General features: G+C 66.2%; 19 protein-coding genes and 2 pseudogenes. 12 read left to right on the top strand and 9 right to left on the bottom strand.

The window, feature by feature from the left end; all coding sequences use genetic code 11:
* From IEY68_RS15830 to IEY68_RS15805, 6 genes are all read left to right on the top strand, one after another.
* A complete protein-coding gene (locus IEY68_RS15830; RefSeq protein ID WP_062999369.1) occupies positions 1 to 1,248 on the top strand; it encodes an MCE family protein in 1,248 nt (415 codons plus the stop codon).
* Complete coding sequence (locus IEY68_RS15825; protein ID WP_189094328.1) at positions 1,245 to 2,387, top strand: MCE family protein; 1,143 nt, start codon at positions 1,245 to 1,247, stop codon at positions 2,385 to 2,387. Before IEY68_RS15830 ends, IEY68_RS15825 begins: the two co-directional genes overlap by 4 nt.
* Positions 2,387 to 3,838 (top strand): MCE family protein, encoded by a 1,452-nt coding sequence (locus IEY68_RS15820; RefSeq protein WP_062999367.1) that lies wholly within the window; start codon positions 2,387 to 2,389, stop codon positions 3,836 to 3,838. Before IEY68_RS15825 ends, IEY68_RS15820 begins: the two co-directional genes overlap by 1 nt.
* A complete protein-coding gene (locus IEY68_RS15815) occupies positions 3,808 to 4,578 on the top strand; it encodes an Rv1363c family protein (protein ID WP_189094327.1) in 771 nt (256 codons plus the stop codon). The genes IEY68_RS15820 and IEY68_RS15815 overlap by 31 nt, the downstream gene beginning before the upstream one ends.
* Positions 4,575 to 5,486 (top strand): hypothetical protein, encoded by a 912-nt coding sequence (locus tag IEY68_RS36250; RefSeq protein ID WP_229718817.1) that lies wholly within the window; start codon positions 4,575 to 4,577, stop codon positions 5,484 to 5,486. The genes IEY68_RS15815 and IEY68_RS36250 overlap by 4 nt, the downstream gene beginning before the upstream one ends.
* A gap of 218 nt (positions 5,487 to 5,704) precedes the next feature.
* Positions 5,705 to 7,054, top strand: a complete 1,350-nt coding sequence (locus tag IEY68_RS15805) for a sensor domain-containing diguanylate cyclase (RefSeq protein ID WP_063916374.1) — start codon at positions 5,705 to 5,707, stop codon at positions 7,052 to 7,054.
* Between the two features lie 32 nt (positions 7,055 to 7,086).
* On the opposite strand, the gene IEY68_RS15800 is transcribed toward IEY68_RS15805, so the two are convergent.
* The 5 genes and pseudogenes from IEY68_RS15800 to IEY68_RS15785 all read right to left on the bottom strand — a co-directional run bounded on the left by IEY68_RS15800 (position 7,087) and on the right by IEY68_RS15785 (position 10,696).
* Complete coding sequence (locus tag IEY68_RS15800; protein WP_062999364.1) at positions 7,087 to 7,998, bottom strand: NADP-dependent oxidoreductase; 912 nt, start codon at positions 7,996 to 7,998, stop codon at positions 7,087 to 7,089.
* 197 nt (positions 7,999 to 8,195) lie between these two features.
* Positions 8,196 to 8,759, bottom strand: coding sequence for a 3-phenylpropionate/cinnamic acid dioxygenase subunit beta (locus IEY68_RS15795; protein ID WP_063916379.1), 564 nt, complete (start codon positions 8,757 to 8,759; stop codon positions 8,196 to 8,198).
* Positions 8,760 to 8,764: 5 nt separating this feature from the next.
* Positions 8,765 to 9,169, bottom strand: coding sequence for an SRPBCC family protein (locus IEY68_RS36245; RefSeq protein WP_373292982.1), 405 nt, complete (start codon positions 9,167 to 9,169; stop codon positions 8,765 to 8,767).
* Between the two features lie 586 nt (positions 9,170 to 9,755).
* Positions 9,756 to 10,055, bottom strand: a pseudogene (locus IEY68_RS37100) (aromatic ring-hydroxylating oxygenase subunit alpha); the annotation flags it as partial.
* Positions 10,056 to 10,156: 101 nt separating this feature from the next.
* On the bottom strand, positions 10,157 to 10,696 hold the full coding sequence (locus IEY68_RS15785) for a hypothetical protein (RefSeq protein ID WP_189094326.1): 540 nt from the start codon (positions 10,694 to 10,696) through the stop codon (positions 10,157 to 10,159).
* Positions 10,697 to 10,794: 98 nt separating this feature from the next.
* On the opposite strand from IEY68_RS15785, the pseudogene IEY68_RS15780 reads away from it, so the two are divergent.
* Positions 10,795 to 11,693, top strand: a pseudogene (locus tag IEY68_RS15780) (SDR family oxidoreductase).
* Positions 11,694 to 11,919: 226 nt separating this feature from the next.
* Here IEY68_RS15780 and IEY68_RS15775 read toward each other — a convergent pair.
* From IEY68_RS15775 to IEY68_RS15760, 4 genes are all read right to left on the bottom strand, one after another.
* Positions 11,920 to 12,933, bottom strand: a complete 1,014-nt coding sequence (locus tag IEY68_RS15775; protein WP_062999358.1) for an amidohydrolase family protein — start codon at positions 12,931 to 12,933, stop codon at positions 11,920 to 11,922.
* A 44-nt stretch (positions 12,934 to 12,977) separates the two neighbouring features.
* On the bottom strand, positions 12,978 to 14,528 hold the full coding sequence (locus tag IEY68_RS15770) for a class I adenylate-forming enzyme family protein (protein ID WP_062999356.1): 1,551 nt from the start codon (positions 14,526 to 14,528) through the stop codon (positions 12,978 to 12,980).
* Between the two features lie 13 nt (positions 14,529 to 14,541).
* Positions 14,542 to 14,862: a hypothetical protein gene (locus IEY68_RS15765; protein ID WP_062999354.1), complete on the bottom strand. Its 321-nt coding sequence runs from the start codon at positions 14,860 to 14,862 to the stop codon at positions 14,542 to 14,544.
* Between the two features lie 126 nt (positions 14,863 to 14,988).
* On the bottom strand, positions 14,989 to 15,234 hold the full coding sequence (locus tag IEY68_RS15760) for a ferredoxin (protein WP_229718815.1): 246 nt from the start codon (positions 15,232 to 15,234) through the stop codon (positions 14,989 to 14,991).
* A gap of 638 nt (positions 15,235 to 15,872) precedes the next feature.
* Here IEY68_RS15760 and IEY68_RS15755 point away from each other — a divergent pair.
* From IEY68_RS15755 to IEY68_RS15735, 5 genes are read left to right on the top strand one after another with little or no spacing between them, the layout of a single operon-like run.
* Positions 15,873 to 17,324 (top strand): hydroxymethylglutaryl-CoA lyase-like TIM-barrel protein, encoded by a 1,452-nt coding sequence (locus IEY68_RS15755; RefSeq protein ID WP_062999350.1) that lies wholly within the window; start codon positions 15,873 to 15,875, stop codon positions 17,322 to 17,324.
* Positions 17,321 to 18,520 (top strand): CaiB/BaiF CoA transferase family protein, encoded by a 1,200-nt coding sequence (locus IEY68_RS15750; protein ID WP_062999348.1) that lies wholly within the window; start codon positions 17,321 to 17,323, stop codon positions 18,518 to 18,520. The genes IEY68_RS15755 and IEY68_RS15750 overlap by 4 nt, the downstream gene beginning before the upstream one ends.
* The gene (locus IEY68_RS15745) at positions 18,517 to 19,746 is read left to right on the top strand and encodes an acyl-CoA dehydrogenase family protein (protein ID WP_062999346.1); all 1,230 of its coding nucleotides are present in this window, start codon (positions 18,517 to 18,519) and stop codon (positions 19,744 to 19,746) included. Before IEY68_RS15750 ends, IEY68_RS15745 begins: the two co-directional genes overlap by 4 nt.
* A gap of 29 nt (positions 19,747 to 19,775) precedes the next feature.
* On the top strand, positions 19,776 to 21,011 hold the full coding sequence (locus IEY68_RS15740; protein ID WP_189094325.1) for an acyl-CoA dehydrogenase family protein: 1,236 nt from the start codon (positions 19,776 to 19,778) through the stop codon (positions 21,009 to 21,011).
* Positions 20,900 to 21,745: an SDR family NAD(P)-dependent oxidoreductase gene (locus tag IEY68_RS15735; protein WP_229718844.1), complete on the top strand. Its 846-nt coding sequence runs from the start codon at positions 20,900 to 20,902 to the stop codon at positions 21,743 to 21,745. The genes IEY68_RS15740 and IEY68_RS15735 overlap by 112 nt, the downstream gene beginning before the upstream one ends.
* Positions 21,746 to 21,841 lie beyond the last annotated feature (96 nt).

Below are 21,841 nucleotides of genomic sequence, written 5' to 3'. Positions count from 1 at the left end.
GTGAAACTCCCGAAGACCCGTTTTGTTGTGCCGGCGGCGGTCCTGCTCGTCGTTGTGGTGTCGGTCCTCGGCGTTCTCGGCCGGCGCGTCTACTCCTCCGTTGCCCACACCACGGTCACGGCCTATTTCGCCAACACCAACGGGCTCTACGAGGGTGACGACGTGTTGCTGCTCGGTATGCCGATCGGGGCGATCGACAGCATCGAACCACTCGGTGATCAGGTGCGGGTGTCCCTGCACTACGACGCGTCGGTCGAGATTCCCCGGGACGCCAAGGCCGTGATCCTGTCACCGAGTCTGGTGTCGTCCAGAGCCGTGCAGTTCACGCCCGCCTACACGGGCGGCCCCGTAATGTCCGACGGCGACCGGATCGACATCACACGTACCGCGGTTCCGGTCGAATGGGACGATTTCCGCGGGGAGCTCCAGCGTCTGGCCGAGTCGTTGGAGCCGACCCGGGACGATCCTTCCGGCCCCCTGGGCTCGTTCGTCGATTCCGCGGCGAACGCGCTGAACGGCAAGGGCGATCGGATCAATACGACCTTGACGAAACTGTCCGAGGCGATGACGACTATTTCCGACGGTCGTGCCGATCTGTTCAGCGTGCTCCGCGATCTGCAGGCCTTCGTCAGCGCACTGGCCTCGAGCGAACAACAGATCGTGCAGTTCAACGGCCGGCTGGCCTCGGTCGGTCAGGTCTTGACCAACTCCGACAACGAACTGTCCGCCGCGCTCACCGATGTGGACGCCGTCGCTGCCGATCTGCAGCGATTCGTTGCCGCGAATCGGGATCGACTGAAGCATACGGTCGACGGATTGACCACCGTCACTACGTCTCTCAACGAGAGCCGGCCGGTGCTCGAGCAGTTGCTCCATGTGGCGCCGACCGCGTTCGGGAACTTCTACAACATCTACCAACCGGCACAGGGCGCGCTCACCGGCGTGCTCGCGGTCAGCCAGATGCAGAATCCCGTCCAGTTCATCTGCGGGGCGATCCAGGCAGCCAGCCAATTGGGAGCGGCCGAATCGGCGAAACTCTGCGTGCAGTACCTCGCGCCGGTCCTGAACAGTATCCAGTTCAACTATCCGCCGGTCGGGGTGAACCCTGTCACCGGCGTCCAAGCGCGGGAGGATCAAGTGGACTACAGCGAACCATTCCTCGACCCCCAGTCCGCCGCGCCGACCCCCGGGACGCCCGTTCCCGCGGGCAGCGGGTTGGCCGGACTGATGCCGAGGGCGGGGTCATGACAGCGAAATTCGGGCGTGCTACCGCGGCGCTCACGGGCGTCGCCATATGTGGCCTGTCGGCGGTACTGCTCAGCGGGTGCGGACAGTGGACCGGTCTCAATTCGCTACCGCTGCCCGGCACCGAGGGCCAGGGACCCGGCGCCTACACCGTCCGCATCGAGATGCCCAATGTCACTGCCATTCAAGAGAACTCGCGGGTTCGGGTGGCGGATGTGAACGTCGGAACCATCACCGGGATCGAGCGCCGAGACTGGCACGCCCTGGTGACCGTTGCCCTCAACGGCGATGTCGTGCTGCCGGCGAATGCGACCGCGACCATCGGGCAAACCAGTCTGCTCGGGAGTCAGCACATCGAGCTCGCCGGGCCCATCGGCACCCCGCAGACAGATCGGCTGCGCGACGGCGACGTGATACCGCTGGACCGAGCGAGCCAGTATCCGACCACCGAAGAGACCCTGGCTGTCGTATCGGTCATGCTGAACGGAAGCGGGCTCGGTCACCTCCAGCAGATCAACACCGAACTCAACGCCGCCTTGTCCGGCCGGGAATCCGATGTCCGCAGCTTGCTCGGACAACTGGAGACCTTCACCGATGGGCTCGATCGACAGCGCGACGACATCATCGCCGCGATGGCGGGCCTCGATCGCCTCGCCGCCACCGTGAACCGGCAAAGCGATGTACTCGCGGGCGCGTTGGAGACGATTCCGCCGGCCGTCGAGGTACTCAACCAGAAACGGGACAACCTCGTCGCCGCCATCGACGCGGTCGGCCGATTCGCCGCCGTCGGCAACAGTGTCGTCACTCAGAGCCGCGACGACCTGATCGCCAATCTGCGCAACCTGCGACCGGCACTACAGGGCCTCGCCGATGCCGGAGGTGACCTCACCCGAGCAGTGGGCGCCTATGCGACCTTCCCGTGGCCGGAAGAGACACTGCCCAGATGGGTTCGGGGCGACTACGCGAATCTGAGCGCCACCCTCGACCTCACACTGGGTCGCATCGACAATTCCATGTTGCAGGGAACGCCGCTGGAGGGCCGGCTGACCGCGCTCGAGACCGCGCTCGGCCGAACCGTGGGCAGACAACCGGGGCTCGGTACGCCGAACCCGTTGACCGGCCCGGTGACGGGAGGCCGCTGATGGTGCTGTCGAAATTCGTCCGGATCCAGCTGGCCGTCTTCTCGATCCTGACCGTCATCTCGGTGACCATCATGGGCATCGAGTACATGCAGATCCCCGCGCAGCTCGGTATCGGCCGGTACACCGTCAAGGTCGAACTCGCCACCAACGGCGGCCTCTACGCGACAGCGAACGTCAGCTACCGCGGCGCGACGGTGGGCAAAGTGGTCGATGTGGCGGCCACGCCCGCCGGCGCGGAAGCGACGTTGAGCATGTTCAGCGACGAGAAGGTGCCGAAGAACCTCGACGCGAATGTGCACAGCCGCTCCGCGATCGGCGAGCAGTACATCGATCTGATACCACGGGCCGATGGCGAGCCGTTCCTCCGGGACGGAGACGTCATACCCGTCGACCGTACGTCGGTTCCGCAGGAGATCGGAACCCTGATCGATACCGTCGATCGCGGTCTCGACGCGATACCGCGGGCGAATCTGCGGACTGTGATCCACGAGGGCTACAACGCGTTCCACGGTACGGGGCCCTCGCTGCAACGCCTGCTGGATTCGTCGCATGCGCTCACGTCCGGTGTCCTGGACAATATCTCGCCGATCACGACGTTGATCGAGGACGCCGGTCCGGTGCTGCATGCCGGGGCGATCAGCAACGAGGCGATCCGCGCATGGGCCTCCAGCGTCGACACCTTGACAGGGCAACTCGCGGCGAGCGACCAGCAGGTGCGCGATCTGCTGATCAGTGGCGCCGACGCCGCCGACGAGGCGAACGCGCTGTTCCAGAGTCTGCGGCCGACCACGCCGATCCTGCTCGCGAACCTGGTGGGCCTCGGGCAGGTCGCGGCGACCTACAACGCCGGGCTGGAGCAGCTTCTGGTCATTCTGCCGGCGGGGATGAGCGCGGTGGATACGGTCAACTTCCCCAACACCGGGGGAACCGACTCCGGAATTCTGGCGTTCAACCTCAACCTGAACGCGCCCGAGCCGTGCACGGTGGGCTTCCTGCCCGCCGCCGAGCGGCGCAACGGGTCGGCACAGGACGCCCCGACGCGACCAGCGCGCCCACTGTATTGCGCTCTGCCACAGACCGATCAGAACGCGGTGCGCGGGGCGCGTAACTACCCCTGTATGGACCGACCCGGAAAACGCGCCCCCACGGTCGAGATGTGCAAGAGCGACGAGGAATACCAGCCTCTCGGCACCAACCCGTGGATCGGGGAATCGCAGTCCTACATCGACAACCCCGAGTATCGGCCGTCGGCGGGAAATGCGCCGCCCGCACCGGGGGCAGCGGCACCGGCCGCCGCCACACCATCAGTGGGAACCGCGTCCTACGACCCGGAGACCGGCGCGTATGTGGGCCCGGACGGGCAGGCGTATACCCAACAAGATCTCGCCCGCAACCCGCACCACGTCACCGAGGAGCCGTCATGGCAGACCATGTTGAACCCGGCCGCGTAGCTCCGGTGCCGGGCCCCTCGGCCGCGGCGCGTGCGCGTGTGCGGGCCGCCCGCGCGGCCGCGGAGGCCGCCATCGCCAAGGCGGAGGCAGCCGAAGCCGTCGCCGCGGCAGCGGAAGCCGAGGCCGAGGCGGCGAAATCGGATTCGCCGGACAGGTCGGAAACGCCGGACAGCCGGGACACAGACGAACCTCCGGACGCCGACGCCGACGCCGACGAAGCCGTACCCGCCGCGAATCCTCCTCGACGTGAACGGAATCTACTCCTCGGCATCGCCGCCGCCGTTGTCGTGGCCATTGTCGGCCTCATCGGGGTGAACGGATACCTCGCAGTCGGCCACCGAGACGCCGTTGCGGACTCGGAGGAGCGGCTCGGCTACCTCCAAGCGGCTCGACAGGGGGTCGTCAACGTACTGACGGTGAATCACAACACCGCCGAGGACGACGTGGCGCGGATCCTCGATGACGCGACCGGGGCATGGCGTGACGAGTTCACTCCGCAATCGGGTCCGTTCCGGGATGTGGTGCGGAAGGCGCAGGTCGTCACCACGGGTGAGGTCACCGAGGCGGGCCTCGAGCGCGTCAACGACGACGGGAGCGCCCAGGTACTGGTGGCCGCGCATTCGAAGGTTTCGAATGCGGGCGGAGCCAAAGAAGAGCCGCGTACGTTCCGGGTGCGCGTCACCGTAGCGCCGGAGGGGGACCGGTTCAAGATCGCCAAAATGGAGTACATCGCATCGTGACCACCGATATCGACAAGAGCGTGACAAGCATCCGGCTCGACGACGAGGAGAGGCCGACCTCCAGCGCTGCCGGAGATACGAATCGGGATCCGGAAAATGAGCACCCGGAAGGTGCGGTGTCGGCCGAGCCGGCCGCGGGCGGTGCCTGGTCGAGCCGGCGTCGGCGAGCCCTCGACTACCTCATCGATGCCGGGCTCCCGGCGTGCATCGTCGTGATCTCGGCGCTCATCGTGGTGACGCTCGATGGCTCGCGATGGCTGTACGTTCCGGTCGCTACGGCTGCCGTCGTCATCATCGCCGCGGTGTGGAACATGGTGTATCGGCACAGCGCGATCGGTCGTACGGCCGGCAAGGGTGGTGGTGGGGGCCGACCCGTCGGCACCCCGGCCGCGAGAGTTCTGCGTGGATCCGCCCCCGGCTCCCCGGCGGCTCCCCGGCGCGCGGTGGCCGGATTGCTGATCGTCATCGCGGCCCTCGCCGGGCTCGCCGTGACCCAGTACCTGGTGGACTACCGCAATGACAAGGCCACCGAGCAGATCCACGCCGACGCGGCCCGGCTGGCTTCCGATGCGACGGTGGCGTTGCTGAGCTACCGGCCGGGCACGGTGGAGAACGATCTCTCCTCGGCCTCGGCGAAGCTGACCGGCGACTTCCTCGGCTACTACACCGAGTACACCACGAATGTGGTGATTCCGGCTGCCAAGGAGAAACAGGTCCACACCCGGGCCGAGGTTGCCGGGGCCGCGGTCGTGTCCGCAGCGGCGAATACTGCGACAGTCATCGTTTTTGTCAACCAGACCACCACAACCGCGGAGAATCCGCAGCCGGCGAAGCTGGCCAGCACGGTCCGTGTCGAGTTGGTCAGGGCCGACGGGACCTGGCTGATTTCGAAGTTCGAACCGATCTGACCAGGCGTCCGCACACCGTGGATCCGGTCGGTGTCATGAACGCTGCCGCCTCCACCGCCGGCGACCTCTCGATAACGCCACGCCCACCGGGACTGCCTCGGCGATAATATGCGCAGCCGGCCTGGGTCGGCCATCGGAGGCCCATACCGATCCTTCCGTTATTTCTCCCCGATAAGCTGGGACAATGCAGATACAGGGGAATTAGTTCAGAGGTTGCAATGGAGGAGCTTCTGCGTTCGGATGTGGTATCGCGGTGGTGGCAGGCGCTGAGCTCGACCGGCGAAGTGGCGCTGTCGTCATCGCGGGTGCGGGAGGTCTTGGGGGACTTGGTCGAGGTCCTCGCGGCGGGACTCACCGCTGATCCCTTCGATGCCGCCGTCGGTGTGCGAGTGGGGGAGCGGGTGGCTGCCCTGGGCTTCGTCGATCCGCGGGTACCCATCGTGTCGGCGGAGGTGCTGTACGAGTTGGCCGGGCGTGGACTGCCCGGACCGGTGCCGGCCGTAGCCTGCCGTCGCATCACAGCTCTACTCGTGGCTGTCGGTCTGGGGCATCAGAGGTGGGCCGGGTCCGGGCGACCGTCGCCTCCCGGCCGTGGCGAATCGGCGGAGTTCCGGGCTACCGCGGCGGTGGGAGGAGATCGGTTCCGCATAGTTTTCGACAACCTCGCGGTGGCGATCGCCATCGGCGACACGGAGGGGACGCTCATCGAGGTGAACCAGTGCCTGGCCGATATGGTCGGTGTCCGGATCGAGGAGATGCGAGGGCTCTCGATCTACCGCTTCGCGCACCCGGACGATGTGGACGAGATCCGTATCCGGCTGTTCGACAAGCTGGTTCCCGCCCGGGAGGGCACGGTGCGGATGGAGCGTCGGATAGTCCGCGCGGACGGCAGTGCCGTCTGGGTCGCGTTTTCCATTACCTATGTGAAGGGGACCCGCGGACGACCCGACTACCTGCTCGCTGTCGGCGAGGACGTGACAGAGCGACACCGACTCCAGGAGAAACTGCACTGGCAGGCCCGTCACGATCAGCTCACCGGCCTGTCGAACCGGCGGCATCTGCTGGAGCAGATCGAGAACTTGTCGGCACGACCCGATGGCAGCGGCCGAGTCGGGCTGTGTTTCGTCGATCTCGACAGGTTCAAGGAGATCAACGACCGGTACGGACACGGTGTCGGCGACCGGGTTCTGTGTATCGCCGCCGCTCGTATGCGCGACAGTCTCGCTACCGAGGACTACACGATCGCCCGGATCGGGGGCGACGAATTCGTGGTGCTGGTCTCCTCGTCGGCCGACGACGACAGCGTCGCCGCCGTCGCCAGGACCCTGGTCACTGCGCTGGCGGACCCGATCTCGGTCGGGGAGCACCAGCTCCGGGTATCGGCCAGTATCGGCGCGGTGGTGACGGTGGTGGCGGGTGTGCAGGCCGAAGAGTTGCTCGACGCCGCGGACCGTGAGCTCTATCGCGCCAAGGCGGGTGGTAAGGATCAGTGGGCGCTGCAAGTGCTCGACACCAGCCCCGCGGCGGATGCGGAAGCCGGAAGAGCCCAGGGACCGAGTAGACCGTGAAGCGGTGGATCCAGCGTCTCGGCGCGGTCATTTCAGGGGTTCTGGATTCGGATCACGACCTTGCCGTGCGCGTGCCCGGTCTGGCTCCGATGGTGTGCATCGGCTGCTTCCTGCAGGTCGAAGACGGAATCGATCGGGATGGTGAAGCGCCCCGCGGCGGCGAGTCGGGCGGCTTCGGCCAGACCGTGTGCTGCCACCGTTTCCCCACTGGTCATGTGGGCGCCGTGTTCGGTCGCGGACGGGTCGGCAATGCTCACCACCTGCGCCGGCGCAGGCACCAGCGTGATCAGCTCCGGGACCGAACCCGCGCCCACTGTATCGAGAGCGGCGTCCACGCCTTCGGGAGCGAGCGCAGCGACCCGTTCGGCGAGACCGGCACCATAGGTGGTCGGCATCGCCCCGGGGGAGCGCAGCAGTTCATGATTCGCCGACCCGGCTGTGCCGATCACCCGCGCTCCCCGCGCCAGGGCGAGCTGGATCGCGGCGGTGCCGACGCCCCCGGCCGCGCCGTCGATGAGCACTGTCATATCCTCGGCCACACCGAGCAGATCGAGGGATCTGGTCGCGGTCTCGACGACCACACCGGCGCCGGCGGCCTGCTCCCAGCTCCAGCCGGCGGGCTTGCTCGCCCAGGCGCTGAGGACGACGAATTCGGCAGTGCCGCCGGTCGCGGCGAGACCGAAGACCTCGTCCCCGACGGCCGCGGTGGTGACGCCATCGCCGACCTCGTCGACGATGCCTGCCGCATCTTGCCCGATGATGCCCGGCAGCTCCACCGGCATGAACTCGCGAACGAGGCCTGCGCGGATCTTCCAGTCGACCGGGTTCACACCGGCGGCGATGGCCCGGATACGGATTTCTCCGGGTCCGGCGTGTGGTTCGGCGGTCTGATCGACGGTCAGGATCTCGGGATCTCCGTATTCGTGGAATCTCACGGCGCGCATAGATCACCTTTCTTTGTCGACGCCACCGCCTGACCTTTCAGGCGGTGGCCGGTCTCGGTCTGCACGGCATATCGGCGGTCGATGTCCCGGCATCGCACGGGGGGTAGGACCCTCGGGCCGCCGCTGTAGCCGATCGTTACGGGTTCGAATGACATGACGGATGGTTCGGCCCGCCGGCCGAACCATCCGTGCATTCCTCAGAGGAAGAAGGCGAGGTTGGGGACTCCCAGGGTGGACTGGACCAGATAGATGTCCCGTCGCGCCAGAAGTAAACCCTGTGCCGTACGGCGCACCAGATCGTCGCGTTCCGCGGAGACGATATCGAGGTCGGCAAAGTCGGCGTGGCTGCGGACAGCGAGTACGTAACTGAGTACGCGGTACTCGGCCGGCTCGGGAGTGCGGTAGACACGGACGTTCGATATGTGTCGCTGCACCCGCGACGGCGGGTCGACCGCCCACGCGTTGGGTGATTCGGTCGCGCGTTTGATACGTCGAGCGATCGAGTTGTAGGTGTCGTCGAAATGGGCCATGGCCGCGGCGAAACCGAGGCCCTCCGCACGATTCCGAGTGACCCGCACCGGCGCCCGGTACACCAGGTCCTCGGCGAGGGTGTGCAGCCACTCGGTGAGCCGGTCGTTGTCGAGCAGCACCGCTTCGTCGTCGAGAAATTCGTGTAGTTCGCCGTGGGGTGGCTCGCCTACCCGGATTCGCTGGTCCGGATCCACGCCCAGCTGGGAATCAGGTGTTGTCCCAGTCGTCATCACAGTCACACCTTCCCGGTCAGATAGTCGAAATAGCGCTGCCACCAGTACCACTGGCCGTCGTCCTTGGTGAAACCTTCCGACACTATGCCGCCTCCGGGCCAGTCGGCCGGCTTGCTCTCACCTCGGAGCGCCTGGTATTTGAGGGTCTGTTCAGCGGCGTAGATACCGCGCGCGGCGCGGGTCGTGGCCGGCCAGCATTCACCGTCGTCCTGTTCGATCTGGCCACTGGTGCCCACCGTCTGCACGGTGGTGCGCCGGATCTTCTCCTTGAACTCCGGCGGCGCACCACGTTCGACCAGCGACCAATGCCAGAATTCCACCGCGTCGGGACCTTTGGGCACGAAGGTGTGGAACCCGACCACCCCGGACAGTTCGCCCTCCGCGCTCAAGAACGGGAAGCGGAACAGCGCGGTGTTCGGGAAGACCCCCCCCGACCACCGGCCGGGCTTCGGCGAGGACCCGCAATTGGTCGCTGTCGAGGCGCCGGCCCAGTGCCGGAACCATTTCCGGTGTTATTCCGGCCGGTGGGATGATCGCGAGCCGCTCCAATACGGGAATGTTCTGGTCCATCGCCACCAGATACGAGCACCGCGCGGCATGTCCCTCGACGAAAGAGACATCGAGTCCCTCCATACCCGGCGCAGTGGACGCGGTGATGGCCTCGGTGGTACCGAGCAGACCGAGGTCGAACTGCGAACGGTGCAGCGAGAGCGCGTGGTAGCCGTCGCCGCCCACGAACTGTTCGGCGGCGAGTTTCCAGTTGCCCCGAATGGTGAACCGCTGTGGTGGTCCGACGACCTCCAGCCCTTCCTCGCTGATGTCGAAGAAAAGATCCAGATACCAGGCCATTTCACCGAGATGCTCGTCCAGCGGCGGCACGTCCTGGTCCAAGGTGGCGAAGATCAGCCCGGCGCGCGTGCCGACCCGTGCCCGACGCAGACCGAGTTGGCTCTTCGAGAGGATATCGCCGTGCATCTGCTGGTTGGCGACCGGCGATCCGAGGAACTTGCCCCGCTCGTCGTAGACCCAGCCGTGGTAGATACACCGGAATTGAGTCGCGGTGCCCGCTTCGGACCGGCACACCGGCATCCCTCGGTGCTGGCAGACGTTCAGCAGTACCTGGATGTCCCCGGCGCGGTCGCGCACCACGATGACCGGGTCCTCGCCGATGTATCTGGTGACGAAATCCCCTGTGTTCGGAATCTCGGTCACATGTCCGACCACGTTCCAGGTACTGCCGAACAGTCGCTGCAACTCCAATCGGTACACGTCCGGATCCACCAGCACCCGCATCGCGACCTCACGACTATCGCGATGGATGAGGTCGGACACGGCGGTGCCATCGGGGAGGGTGGTCGAGATGCCGCCGCGCGGCAGGCTTGCGGTCGACATTGCTACACAACCCCCAGCAGATCGTCCTTGCGAGCGGGATCGAGCGGCTCGACCAGGCTCGGATGGGCGGTGTAGAGAATCTCGCCCTTCAAGTGGCCGTCCTCGGTCAACGGCAGCAGCAGGCAGAGCGGGCGTTGAACGAAGTACAGCCCGGCAGGGTCCAGTGGCTCCGGATGGTCCGGAATCAGCGCGCCGTAGTGCACGAAGGACCAGGTGGCTTCCATCAGAATGCCCGAGTCGCCGAAGAGGAATTGTTCGTTGTCCCAGGATCCGCCGGCGCACATGCCGGCGTCCAGGATGGCCTGATATACCTCCCGCCGCTGCTCGACTGTGGACTCGGACGAGGTGCCCATCGAACCGTAGGTACGGAACACCACTTCCGCTGGGAAGACTGTCATCGCGGCGTCGAGGTCACCGATGACTTCGGCCCACCAGTGCTGGAGGAAGCCCTCCAGGCCCCGCCGCCACCGGGGCGTCTCGGTGGCGGCGATCAATTTCTCCAGACGACTCCGTGTTTCATGAAAGGTCGAGAATGTAGCCACGTGGTGTTCCTTTCGCAGCGTTGCGCAGGATAAAATTAACTAGTCAAATGGTATGTGATTTACATCGCAGGGACAATACGATCGACAGGACCGAACTCTTGACCGTCTCACCCTTCACATCTCGCGCACTCGCGGGCAAACGAGTACTGATCACCGGCGGCGGCACCGGCCTCGGCCGGGGCGTCGCACGGCATTTGGTAGATCACGGTGCGGAGGTGCATCTCTGGGGTCGTCGGCCCGCGGTGCTCGAAGAGGCCGCGGCGCATGCTTCGGCGTCCCGGCCCGGCTCCGTGCACAGGCATACCGTCGATGTGCGCGACCCGGACCTGGTATCGGCCACCATGGACCACATCTGGTCCGAACACGGCCCACTGACCAGCGTTGTCAACAATGCGGCCGCCAACTTCATCGCCCCGACCGAGTCCTTGAGTCCGCGCGCCTATGCGGCGGTGACATCGACCGTCATGAACGGGTCCTTCCACACCACGCATGCGGCGGGCAGCCGCTGGATACGGGACGGGACCCCGGGGTCGTGCTGTCCACGCTGACAACGTGGATCTGGACGGGTTCGGCCTTCGTCGTTCCCTCCGCCATGGCCAAGGCTGCCGTTCACGCCATGACGATGTCGCTCGCGGTCGAGTGGGCCCGGCACGGAATAAGGCTCAATGCCATTGCCGCGGGACCGATCCCGACCGACTACGCCTGGGAGATGCTGAATCCCACCGAGAAGAGTTCGGTCGGCGCCACCCAGCCCGACCAGATCCCGATGGGCCGCACGGGGACGGTCGAGGAGCTCGCCGATCTCACGATATTCCTGCTCTCCGATGCCTGCGAGTACCTGACCGGGCAGACCATCGCCATGGACGGCGGTCAGATGCTGGCGGGCCCGGGCACCTTCGCGGGCCTGACATCGATGTCGGAGCAGGACTGGGCCCGGGCTCGGGAACACAGCAAAGCCGCGAGCGAAGCCGCGAAGGCCCAGCGCGCCACGCTGTGACGCCCGCCCTCGTCGTTCCCCGAGCCATCCCAGAGACACTCGGTCGGCTTATGCCGTGAACTGGACGTATCCGGCCACCGGCTACTACCGGGGCGGCCGCAGCGTCGAGGCGGTCGTGGGGCGCGCGTCGGCAGCGCGCGGACCACAGGGGATAGGTGTGGAGCGGCCGAGGCGGCGAATCACTGGGCTCGCTTCGGTTGTTTCGGGTGGGAACGGCGATCGGGAATCAGACCGCGATACTCAGCAGGGTCGCCGCGTTCCGATAGCAGATCTTGGCCTCGTCCGCCTCCGAGATCTTCATTCCCTCCAGCAGATAGCCGGGAATCTGGTCGATACCATTGAAATTCGTGCCGTACAGCAGACGGTCGGCGCCGATCGAGTCGATGACGGCTTGCCGCATGATCGGATCGTGAATGAGCGTATCGAAGTAGAAATGGTCCAGATAGTCCAGGAACGGCTTCTTGTTGCGTCCGTCGGACAGAGTGCTGTTGGCTTGCGCGAATCGGCCGATCTGATACGGCACCAGGCCGCCGCCGTGGGTGATGTATATCGTCAGGTTGCGTGCCTTGTCGAGGACACCCCCGCAGATCAGATTCCAGAACGCTGCTGCCTCGTCGTGGCAGGCTCCCAGGACAGCTGTGGTCCGGAAACCGTCCTTCGCCGGATCCTCCCAGGTGATCGACTGGTTGTGGCCGTGGATATAGATCGGTATGTCCAGTTCGGCACAGCGTTGCCACACCGGTAGCAGTTCCTCGCTGTGGAACTCCAGACCACCGAAGTTCACTCCACCCGTATTGATACCGCGGGCACCGAGACTCACCGCACGGTCCAGTTCGGTCAACGCTTCACTGGGATCCTGGAGTGGCAGCGGCGCCCACCAGTAGAGCCGGTCCGGCGCCTGTGCGCAGTATTCGGCGAATTCGTCGTTGACCATCCGGCACCATCGTGTGCCGAAGTCCTCGGTGTGGTACATGTACGCATGCGCGGGGATGGAGATCACCGACTTGTCGATACCGCGCTCGTCCATCTGTCGTAGCCGGTTCGGCGCCTCCATCCATTCCAGCGGAGAAGCACCCTCGCCGGTCTCGGGGGTACTCGCATCCGGAGCGCCGGGCGTCGGCCGCACCGTGGCCGGCATCCGTTGCTTTCCGGCGGAATCGGGCAGAAGGCCGAATCCGCGCTCGGATTCGAAACCGAGCATCCGGGGCTGGATATGGTGGGCATGTGCGTCGATGATCATCGCGTCGGAGCCTTTCTCGCGGTATCAGGCGCCGATTCCGAGTGTCATGCTGTTACCTCGTTCGTGCCTGTTTCGGACCCGGTGAGTACTGATTCGGCGACCGAGCGCCGGGAGAGTTTGCCCATGTCGTTGTAGGGCAGGCCGGCGACGAAGACGATCTGGTCCGGTGTCTTCGAACTGCGGAGCAGCCCGCGCACGTGGGCCATCAGCTGCTCGGGCGAGGTGGAGTCGCGGTGCTGGGGTGCCACGACCACCGCGGCCGCGATGCGGTGGCCCCATTCACGGTCGGGTATGCCGACGACGGCGGCGTCGAGGACGCTGTCGTGTGCGCGGAGCGCTTCCTCGATCTCGACCGGAGCGATGTTCTCTCCGCCGCGGATAATCGTGTCGTCGGCGCGGCCGACGATGAACAGATACCCGTCGGCGTCCAGATATGCCTCGTCGCGAGTGTCGAACCAGCCCGCCGGGTCGCGGTGGGCCGCCCCGTCGCGATATTCACCCGAAACCTGGGGACCGCGAACCCACAACGTACCCGGCGCTCCGGCCGCAACCGGCTCTCCGTCCGGCCCGCGGATCTCGGCCTCGATATCGGGCAGCAGTCGTCCCGCGGAGCCCAGCCGGGCCCGCCCGGCGTGATCGGTCGCGGCAAGTGCGGCCCGGTGCTCGTCGGGACCGAGTAGTGCGATGGTGGAGCTGGTCTCGGTCAGGCCGTACGCATTGACGAAATCGACTCCGGGGAACGTACGAAGCGCGCGCGCGACGACATCGGCGGGCATCGGCGCTCCGCCGTAGGACAATGTCCGAAGTGACGGTGTGTTGCCGGGTCGCCCGCCCAGATGGTCGACGATGCGCGCGAGCATGGTCGGTACTACCAGCGCGTGGGTCGCCGCCTGTGTGCGAGCGGTGTCCAACCAGCTTTCCGGCGAGAAGTCCGGTAGATGAATCACCCGGCGGCCTGCGTAGAGATTGGTGACTGTGTTGGAGACGCCGGCGACGTGATAGGGCGGGACACTCACCAGGCCGGCCTCTTCGGCGCCCGCGGAGCCGAATTCGACCGTGTTGGTGACGTATGCGGTGAGGTGGCGGTGACGCAGTACGGCGGCCTTGGGCTTCGAGGTCGTCCCGCTGGTGTACAGCAGCAGCGCGATGTCATCGGGGTCGGCGGCGGACAGTGGCGCCGCGTCGGCGCCGGCCTCGACCGATACGACGGCCATGGCGAGGAATTCGGCGGGCGATACCCATCCGGTGCAGCCGATCCGCTCCGCGATGACGGGGTCCACTATGAGGTAGCTGTCACGATCGGCTGCGAGCTGGTCCGCCAGCTGCTCGGCCGATAGTCGATAGTTCAAGGGGATCATCGGCACCCCGGCGGCGGCCGCGGCGAACAGTGCCAGCGGGAATGTCGGCGAGTTGGTGGCCAGATACACGACTCCGGTGGCGCCGGCCGCGGTGAGGTGCCGGGCCGCGGCCCGGGAAAGCTGGTAGAGCCGTGCGGCGGTGAACAGTTCTTCGCCGTCCGCCTGCGGCCGGGACGAGTACAGAACGCGTTCACCGAACCCGCCGGCGGCCATCTCCAGAAGCAAGGACAGATTCATCTCATGCTGCCGATCAGTCCGAAGCGGGGAGCGGTTTGGGCTCTTTGAGTCCGATATCGCGGCCATCGGCCGAGAGCGGACCGGACCCTGCTCGGGTACACAGCAATTCGAGGCCCGAATGTTCGTCGACGTATCGTTTCCCCAGGACGACCCCGCCGGGCCCGGCCGGCGCCTCGTCGAGAGTTGGGGACCGGGTCGGGTCGAGTAATTGCATCGGGTCGCCGCCGCAGGTGAGTTGTAATGGAGAACGAGGCGCCCGCACTACGATGACCTGCGTCGAGCAGCGGGTACTGATCAGGCGGGCGCCCGGTTCGAGGTCGATCGCGTCGGTCACCGGAACACCGCCGCGTTCTGTGCGTCCGGCGTTGTCTGGTCCGAATGAGTTGTGTGTCCGGCCAACGGGAAACCTTCTTTGCGTACGAGGTCGGCAGTGCGAGGAGCCGAGTTCGGCGGTCGGGGGTCAGTCGGGGCGGCGGCTGATTCGCAGCACGTTCTCGGGGCAGTTGCCGGCGGCCTCCTCGGCCGAGGCGAGCAGCTCGTCCGGGATCTCGGTCGTCTCGGCAGCGACGAAGCCGTCCCGGTCGAGTGAGAAGACCTCGGGACAGATCTCGACGCAGATGCCGTATCCGCAGCACTTGTCCTGGTCGATTTCGAGCAGATTGACGGGGTGGCCACGATGCATCGCTACCTCTTCCTGACATGACATGAGATCAGCGACACCATAGCAGAGAATTAGCCGTGAGGTTAATAATTGGGACGACGCTGGAACGGGTGGGGGAGCGTCGGCCGGGAAGCGTGCTTTGTGGCTGTCACCCCAGCTCGGTGGGCATGAATGTGGCCGTTTACCCGGTTTCCGATGTGGTTCGGGGCCCGCTGGGGGCGGCTGTCGGCTCGCCGGATTCTGGTCGCTCGGCGCAGTCCTGGAGATCCTGACAGTGGTAGCTCGAGCACCGTCGGCGAAGTGCGGGGCCGAACGGGTACTCCTGATAATAACCAAAGGTGGAGGCCATTTTTGGGGTCAGCGGTAGTTGCGTGACCATCACGTGAAGGCGGTCCGGCTGCCCTTGGGCAGTTGGCGATCGACGTCTCTGGCGTTAAAGTATTAGCCAGAATGATAATTTTGCGTTGCAGCTCGGTCGCACGTCCGGGGCGTCGGCTTGTCTCGGAGTTACCTGGATATGCCTGTCGGTAGGCCGACGGCGAATCGCGCCCGAACAACGCGCTGCTCGACCGATCACGTCGAGCGCGGCGCTGCGGTGCAGGCCGTTGTCGTGCGGGGTGCCGACGAGGAGTTCACGAGGCGGTGCGACCGGCTCGATCCGGCTGAAATGAAAGGAATCGGTGATGACCATCTCCAGCGGGCCACTTCGTACGCCGAGCGCTCAGGAGGGGCACGCGTCGGACATAGCGGACCCCCGGGCCGACTCGGCCGGACAACGGGGCCGTGACATCTTCACCACCGCGCAGATCGCGAAGATGCGCGCAGGCCTCGATGCCTTTCGGTCCGGCCCCGGGTATGAACCCGGAAAGTGGAAGGTCAGCGATGCGAACCGCCGGGAGGACGTGGTGGGTCCACGGCCGGCGAGCGTGCGTATGCGCGATCTGACTCTGCGGGTCACCGAACAGATGAGTGATGTATCGCTGAGCCACCAGCAGCGGCTGCACTTGCTGAAAGCGCTGGTCCGAGCCGGTGTCTCCTCGCTGGAGACGTCATCGTTCGGTCGCGGGCACACGGTCGAGGAGATGCGCGAGGAGGTCGAGACCGCCAAGGCCGTCAACCCGGACTGCGAGCTGGTCTACACCGGGGCCGGCACCGAACGGCATATGCGTATGGCAGCCGAAGCGGGCTACGACGTCGTGCGTGTGCTGTCCGGTGTCTTCCTGGGCGATGCGTTGCCCGCGTATGCCGGCGCTGTCTATCACCGGGCGTGGCAGCGCCGCGAGTGGGGAGATCTGCGGTTCCCCGTCGAGCCCACCGAGGTCACGGCGCGTGCGCAGCGGCTCATCGAACTCGGTGTATCACACGGGGTGAAAGTGGGCGGCAGTGTGCTGTTGCTGTCCTATGCGACCGACGAGGACGTCGCCCAGTACTGCCGGGGCATTTCCGAGGCCGGCGCGTACGACGTCCAGCTCGGTGACCACGCCTCGGGGACATCTCCGGAAAGTTTCGCGCATTTCGTCCGCCTCGCTCGGGAAGCGGGGGGTGAGATCGAGATAGCGGCCCACACCCATGACATGTTCGGTCTGGCCACCGCCACCGCGGTGGCGGCCGGTCTGGCGGGGGCCACCATCTTGGAGGCCTCGGTCAACGGATTCACCGAGGGACCGGCGCAAGGCGATCTCGCCCATATCAGCGGTGCCATGGAAATGCTGTACGGGGTGCACACCGGCATCGACCTCACGCAGCTGACTCCGCTGTCGCGGTTGACCGAGAAGCTGATCGATCAGCGCAGGCCCGGTGACTGGGGACTGACCGGCGCGAACATCTTCGACTACGGCAATGACGGCGACGAGTATGCGCAGGAGATCAAGGTCGATCCGCTGATCCACATGGGTGTGGCGCCCGAGGCCGTCGGTAACGAGCGGCAGCTGCGCATCGGGCTGACGTCGGGGCCCTGGACGATGTGGGACAAGCTGGACGAACTCGGTATCGACGCCGGCCGCGAGGACATCCGGCCGGTACTGGATGCGTGCAAGCGGGATATGACCGAATTGGGTCGGGGGCTCACGGATTCGGAGATCCGGGCGACCGCGTTGCGGGTGCTCGATGCGACACGTGCGGGACTCGGCTCATGAACCACGACAACCCGCCGGCCGGTGTTCTCAGCGGGATCAGAGTCATCGACTTCAGCCGGATCCTGGCGGGCCCGTTCGCCACGCAGATCCTCGGCGATCTGGGTGCGGAGGTCATCAAGGTCGAGGCCCCCGGTGGCGACGACAGCCGGGCCTACGGCGGGGCCGGGGGCGGAGTGCGGCCGGTGTTCGCCTCGTACAACCGGAACAAGAAAAGCGTGGTCGTCGACCTGAAGAGCGAGCAGGGTCGCGAGATCGCCCAGCGGCTGGTGGGATCGGCCGATGTGCTGGTGCACAACTATCGCATCGGTGTCGCGGAGAAGCTCGGGCTCGGCTACGAGGACCTGGAGGTGAACTACCCGCGGTTGATCTACTGCGAGATCACCGGATTCGGCAGCCACGGCCCGCTGCGCAGTAAGGCCGCGGTGGACCTCATCGCGCAGGCCTATAGCGGGCTGCTCAGCTTCACCGGTGAAGCGGGCCGCGACCCGGTGCGCGTCCCGGTGTCGATCAGTGATCTCACCGCGGGGGTGTACGCGGCGCTGGGGATCCTCTCGGCGCTGCTGTGGCGCGAACGCGGCGGCCACGGCCAGAAGATCGAAACCTCGCTGCTGGAAGCCCTGCTCAGCCTCATCAGCGTGAACCTCACCCAGACCATGCTGACCGGTGTCGCCCCGCAGCCGATGGGCACCCAGAACGGGATGGGTCAGCCCAATCAAGTGTTCCGCGCACACGACGGGCTGGTCGCGGTGGCGGCCGCGAACGACCGTATGTGGGCCCGGTTCTGCCGGGCGATAGAGGCCGAAGAGCTTGCCGAGGACCCGCGGTTCGCGGTACTGGCCAGCCGTTACACCCATCGGGATGAGCTGGTGGAGGAGATCTCGTTGCGGATGAAGTCGCTCACGGTCGCGGACTGTGTGGCGCGATGTGACGCCGCGGGCGTGGTCTGCGCCCCGGTCCTGAACCTGGACCAAGTGGCCCGGGACGAACAGGTGCAGACCTTGGGTTCGATCGTGAAGGTGCAGGTCGCCGGCCGTGAGGTCCCGGTGGTCGCCAGCCCGCTGCACCTGTCCAGTACAGCCACCACCGTCACGGCCGATCCGCCCGACCTCGGCGAGCACACTGCCCAGATCCTCGACGGACTAGGCTATGACCCGGCCCAGGTCGCCGAGCTGCGCGGAGCCGGGGTGGTCGCGTGAACACTGCGCACCATCCCCGCGATCCAGAGGACTTCCGAGCCGCCGCGCGCGCGTTCATCGAGAACACCCTTCCGACACTGCCGCCGAAGCCCGATCCGGCTCCCGACACCGATGCCCGCGTCCCGATATCCCTGTTCACCGAGCGAGCCGCCGAACTGGCCGTATTACCGGCCGCCCGGCAATGGCGGGCGGCCAAGTTCGACGCCGGCTTCGGCTGGCTCACCGGGCCGCCCGCCTACGGCGGGGCCGGTCTGCCGGAGGAGTACGAGCGCCACTACGTCGAGGTGGAACTCGACTACGACATCCCGCCGGAAGATTGTTTCGCCACCGGGCTCGAAGGACTCGGGCAGACGATCCTGCTACGCGGATCCGAGCATCTCAAAGAGCTCCTGCTGGAAGGAATTTTCCGCGGTGATCTGATCACCTGCCTGCTGTTCAGCGAGCCGGGCGCGGGCTCCGACCTGGCCTCGGTGCGGACCAGGGCTGTCCGCGACGGTGACGACTGGGTCGTCACCGGGCAAAAGGTGTGGTCGTCCCGTACCCACTACGCCGATATCGGGTTATTGCTCGCGCGCACCGGCACCGAGGACGAGCGGCGGCGGGGGATCACCGCCTTCCTCGTCGATATCGCTTCGCCGGGGTTGGAAGTACGACCGCTGGTGGAGATGACCGGCGACGCCGGCTTCAACGAAGTGTTCTTCGACGGCGTCCGGATACCCGATAACCGGCGCCTCGGTGATATCGGCGACGGCTGGACGATCTACCTGGCGATCATGGCCGCCAGCCGGGAAGCGCTGGCGCGCAGCCGTCGGCGTGGCGGCCGCGGCGGGTTGGCATCGGTCGCCTCGGCCGAGCGGATCGCCGATGTGCTGCGGCGGCTCGGCAAACACGACGTCCCGACATTGCGGCAGGACTGGGCACGGGTATTCACCCGCTACAAACTGAACGAGCTGACCAGCGCCAGGCTCGCCGTCGAGTGGCCGGAGCCGAACGCGGCCGCGGCGGCCCGTGCCATGGGCAAGCTGGCGCTGTCGGATGCCATGTCGGCGGCCTCGGATCTGGTCGCACAAGCACTCGGCCCACGCATTCTCGCCGATACCGGCGAGATCGATTCGTTCGACTGGCTGCCGTTCCTCTTGCAGACGCCGGCATTTCATATCGGCGGCGGAACCGACCAGATCATGCGGAACCTCATCGCCGAACGGGGCCTGGGGCTTCCGCGGTAACCGCCTGTACCGACGAAAGGACACCGGAAATGACGGCAATGCTGAATTCCGCGGCAGCCGACTACTCAGACCTCGTCGAGGGGATCGCGGCGTTTGTCAAGCGCAAGGTCGTCCCACTCGAGGATGCGAACCGCGAGCTGCTGGAGAACCCACGACTCGCCTACGACGAGAAAGGCGGCTACAGCGCGCCGGTACTCGACCTGTTCCGGCAGGTCCGTGAGGCATCGGCCGAGGCGGGCTATTACGCGATGTTCGCCCCCGAAGAGCTCGGCGGTGCGGGGCTGGGCGCGCTGGCGCTGTTCAGCGTCTGGGAGGGGCTCAGCCACCTGGTCGGGCCGGGCCGGCCATTGCCCGACCAAGTGATCGGGCATTGGACCAGCGGCCCGAGTTTTCTGCTGGGGGAGGTGGATCCGAGCCTGCACGACAGTGTGGTCCAGGAAGTGATGAGCGGAGCCGCGACGGTCTGCTTCGGGATGTCCGAGCCGGATGCCGGATCGGACGCGTGGTCCATGTCGACCCGTGCGGTCCACGTCGGTGACGGTTGGGTGCTCAACGGCACCAAACAATGGACTTCGAATGCCGCGCACGCGAAATATGCCTTCATCTGGGCAGTCACCGACGAAGAGATGAGACGTGAACGCACCGGCGGAATCACCCTGTTCCTGGTGCCGACGGATACGCCCGGATTCGCTGTCGACAGCGTACTGCGGCTGTTCGAGCATGTCGGAGGAAACGAGACGATCTCGTCGCTCACTGATGTGTACATCCCCGACACCCACGTAGTAGGCACCCTCCATCAGGGTTTCGCGTTGGCCTTGCAGGGTGTGTCGAACGGACGCATGTACAACGCGGGGCACTGCGTGGGGATGGCCAGATGGGCGCTCGAGGAAGCGAACCGGTACACCGGGGTGCGGACCGCCTTCGGTAAGACCATCGCCGACTACCAGGGAGTGTCCTTCCAGCTGGCCGACAGCGCGATGGAGATCTACGCGTCCAAGACGATGTCGGTGGACTGCGCGCGCCGTCTCGACCGCGGCGAGCAGGCCCGGAAAGAGTTGAACATGGTCAAGGCCTACACCACCGAGGCGTGTTTCCGGGTGTTCGACCGCTGTATGCAGGTCTGCGGAGGAATGGGCCTGACCAACGAGATGCGATTCGTCAGTGGCTGGCACTTCGCCCGAATGGTCCGGATCGCCGACGGCACCGGCGAGGTCATGCGGCGCAATATCGCCAACAGTCTCCGGAAGGGGGATCTCGCATTCTGACCACACGACCGTTCGACGGATCCATCGCGTCGACGGCGAAGACCCTCGTCGTCGTCGGAGCCGGCCCGGGACTCGGGTACTCGGTCGCGCAGCGTTTCGGCCGGGAGGGTTTCGGTATCGCGCTGATCAGTCGCAGTACCGAGAATCTGGACGCCCTGGTCGGCCGGCTCGCTCGCCGCGGTATCCGCGCCGCGGGGTTTCCCGCCGACGTAGCCGACCAGGAATCGCTGCGGGCCGCTCTTGCCGCGGCCGAGACCGAGTTCGGCACCGTGGACGTGCTCGAGTACAGCCCGGCACCCGAGGGCGACAGTGTGGTGGATGCGCTGGCCATCACGCCGGCCAACGCGCAACTGCATATCGCTCGTACGCTGCTCGGCGCCGTTACCGCGGTCCGGGCAGTATTGCCCGGCATGCTCGAACGGGACAGCGGTGCGTTGCTGTTCACCGTCGGGGCGTCGGCGACCGTGCCACTTCCGGCGCACGCGAGTGTCGGACTCGGTATGAGCGCGCTGCGCAACTACGCCGCCGTCCTGCATACCGCGCTACAGGGCACCGGCGTGTACGCCGGTGCCCTGATGGTCGCGACGCGAATACAGAAGAACACTTCGGGCGATCCCGATCTGATCGCCGACGAGTACTGGACCATGTACCACGAGCGCAGCAGGTCCGAGACCGTCGTCGGCGACCTGCAATTGCTCGCGTCGCCACCACACGGCGGCCCCGATCGGCACTGAGCCGGTGCCGCGGTCGCCACGGGACTGCTTGACGCGAGATGAGCTTCGCCACATAATTAACTAGCCGCCTAATACTACGATTGCCCGACCCGGAAG

This window comes from Nocardia jinanensis (assembly GCF_014645735.1).
GTDB classification, from domain to species: domain Bacteria; phylum Actinomycetota; class Actinomycetes; order Mycobacteriales; family Mycobacteriaceae; genus Nocardia; species Nocardia jinanensis.
This window is presented reverse-complemented; position numbering and strand designations above follow the sequence as displayed.

Coding starts and splice junctions, on each gene's coding strand:
- IEY68_RS15815 (WP_189094327.1), top strand. CDS start 3,808: ATGGCAGACCATGTTGAACCCGGCCGCGTAGCTCCGGTGCCGGGCCCC.
- IEY68_RS15795 (WP_063916379.1), bottom strand. CDS start 8,759: ATGACGACTGGGACAACACCTGATTCCCAGCTGGGCGTGGATCCGGAC.
- IEY68_RS15805 (WP_063916374.1), top strand. CDS start 5,705: ATGGAGGAGCTTCTGCGTTCGGATGTGGTATCGCGGTGGTGGCAGGCG.
- IEY68_RS15775 (WP_062999358.1), bottom strand. CDS start 12,933: ATGATCATCGACGCACATGCCCACCATATCCAGCCCCGGATGCTCGGT.
- IEY68_RS15750 (WP_062999348.1), top strand. CDS start 17,321: ATGAACCACGACAACCCGCCGGCCGGTGTTCTCAGCGGGATCAGAGTC.
- IEY68_RS15800 (WP_062999364.1), bottom strand. CDS start 7,998: ATGCGCGCCGTGAGATTCCACGAATACGGAGATCCCGAGATCCTGACC.
- IEY68_RS15825 (WP_189094328.1), top strand. CDS start 1,245: ATGACAGCGAAATTCGGGCGTGCTACCGCGGCGCTCACGGGCGTCGCC.
- IEY68_RS15740 (WP_189094325.1), top strand. CDS start 19,776: ATGACGGCAATGCTGAATTCCGCGGCAGCCGACTACTCAGACCTCGTC.
- IEY68_RS15820 (WP_062999367.1), top strand. CDS start 2,387: ATGGTGCTGTCGAAATTCGTCCGGATCCAGCTGGCCGTCTTCTCGATC.
- IEY68_RS15770 (WP_062999356.1), bottom strand. CDS start 14,528: ATGAATCTGTCCTTGCTTCTGGAGATGGCCGCCGGCGGGTTCGGTGAA.
- IEY68_RS15755 (WP_062999350.1), top strand. CDS start 15,873: ATGACCATCTCCAGCGGGCCACTTCGTACGCCGAGCGCTCAGGAGGGG.
- IEY68_RS15760 (WP_229718815.1), bottom strand. CDS start 15,234: ATGTCATGTCAGGAAGAGGTAGCGATGCATCGTGGCCACCCCGTCAAT.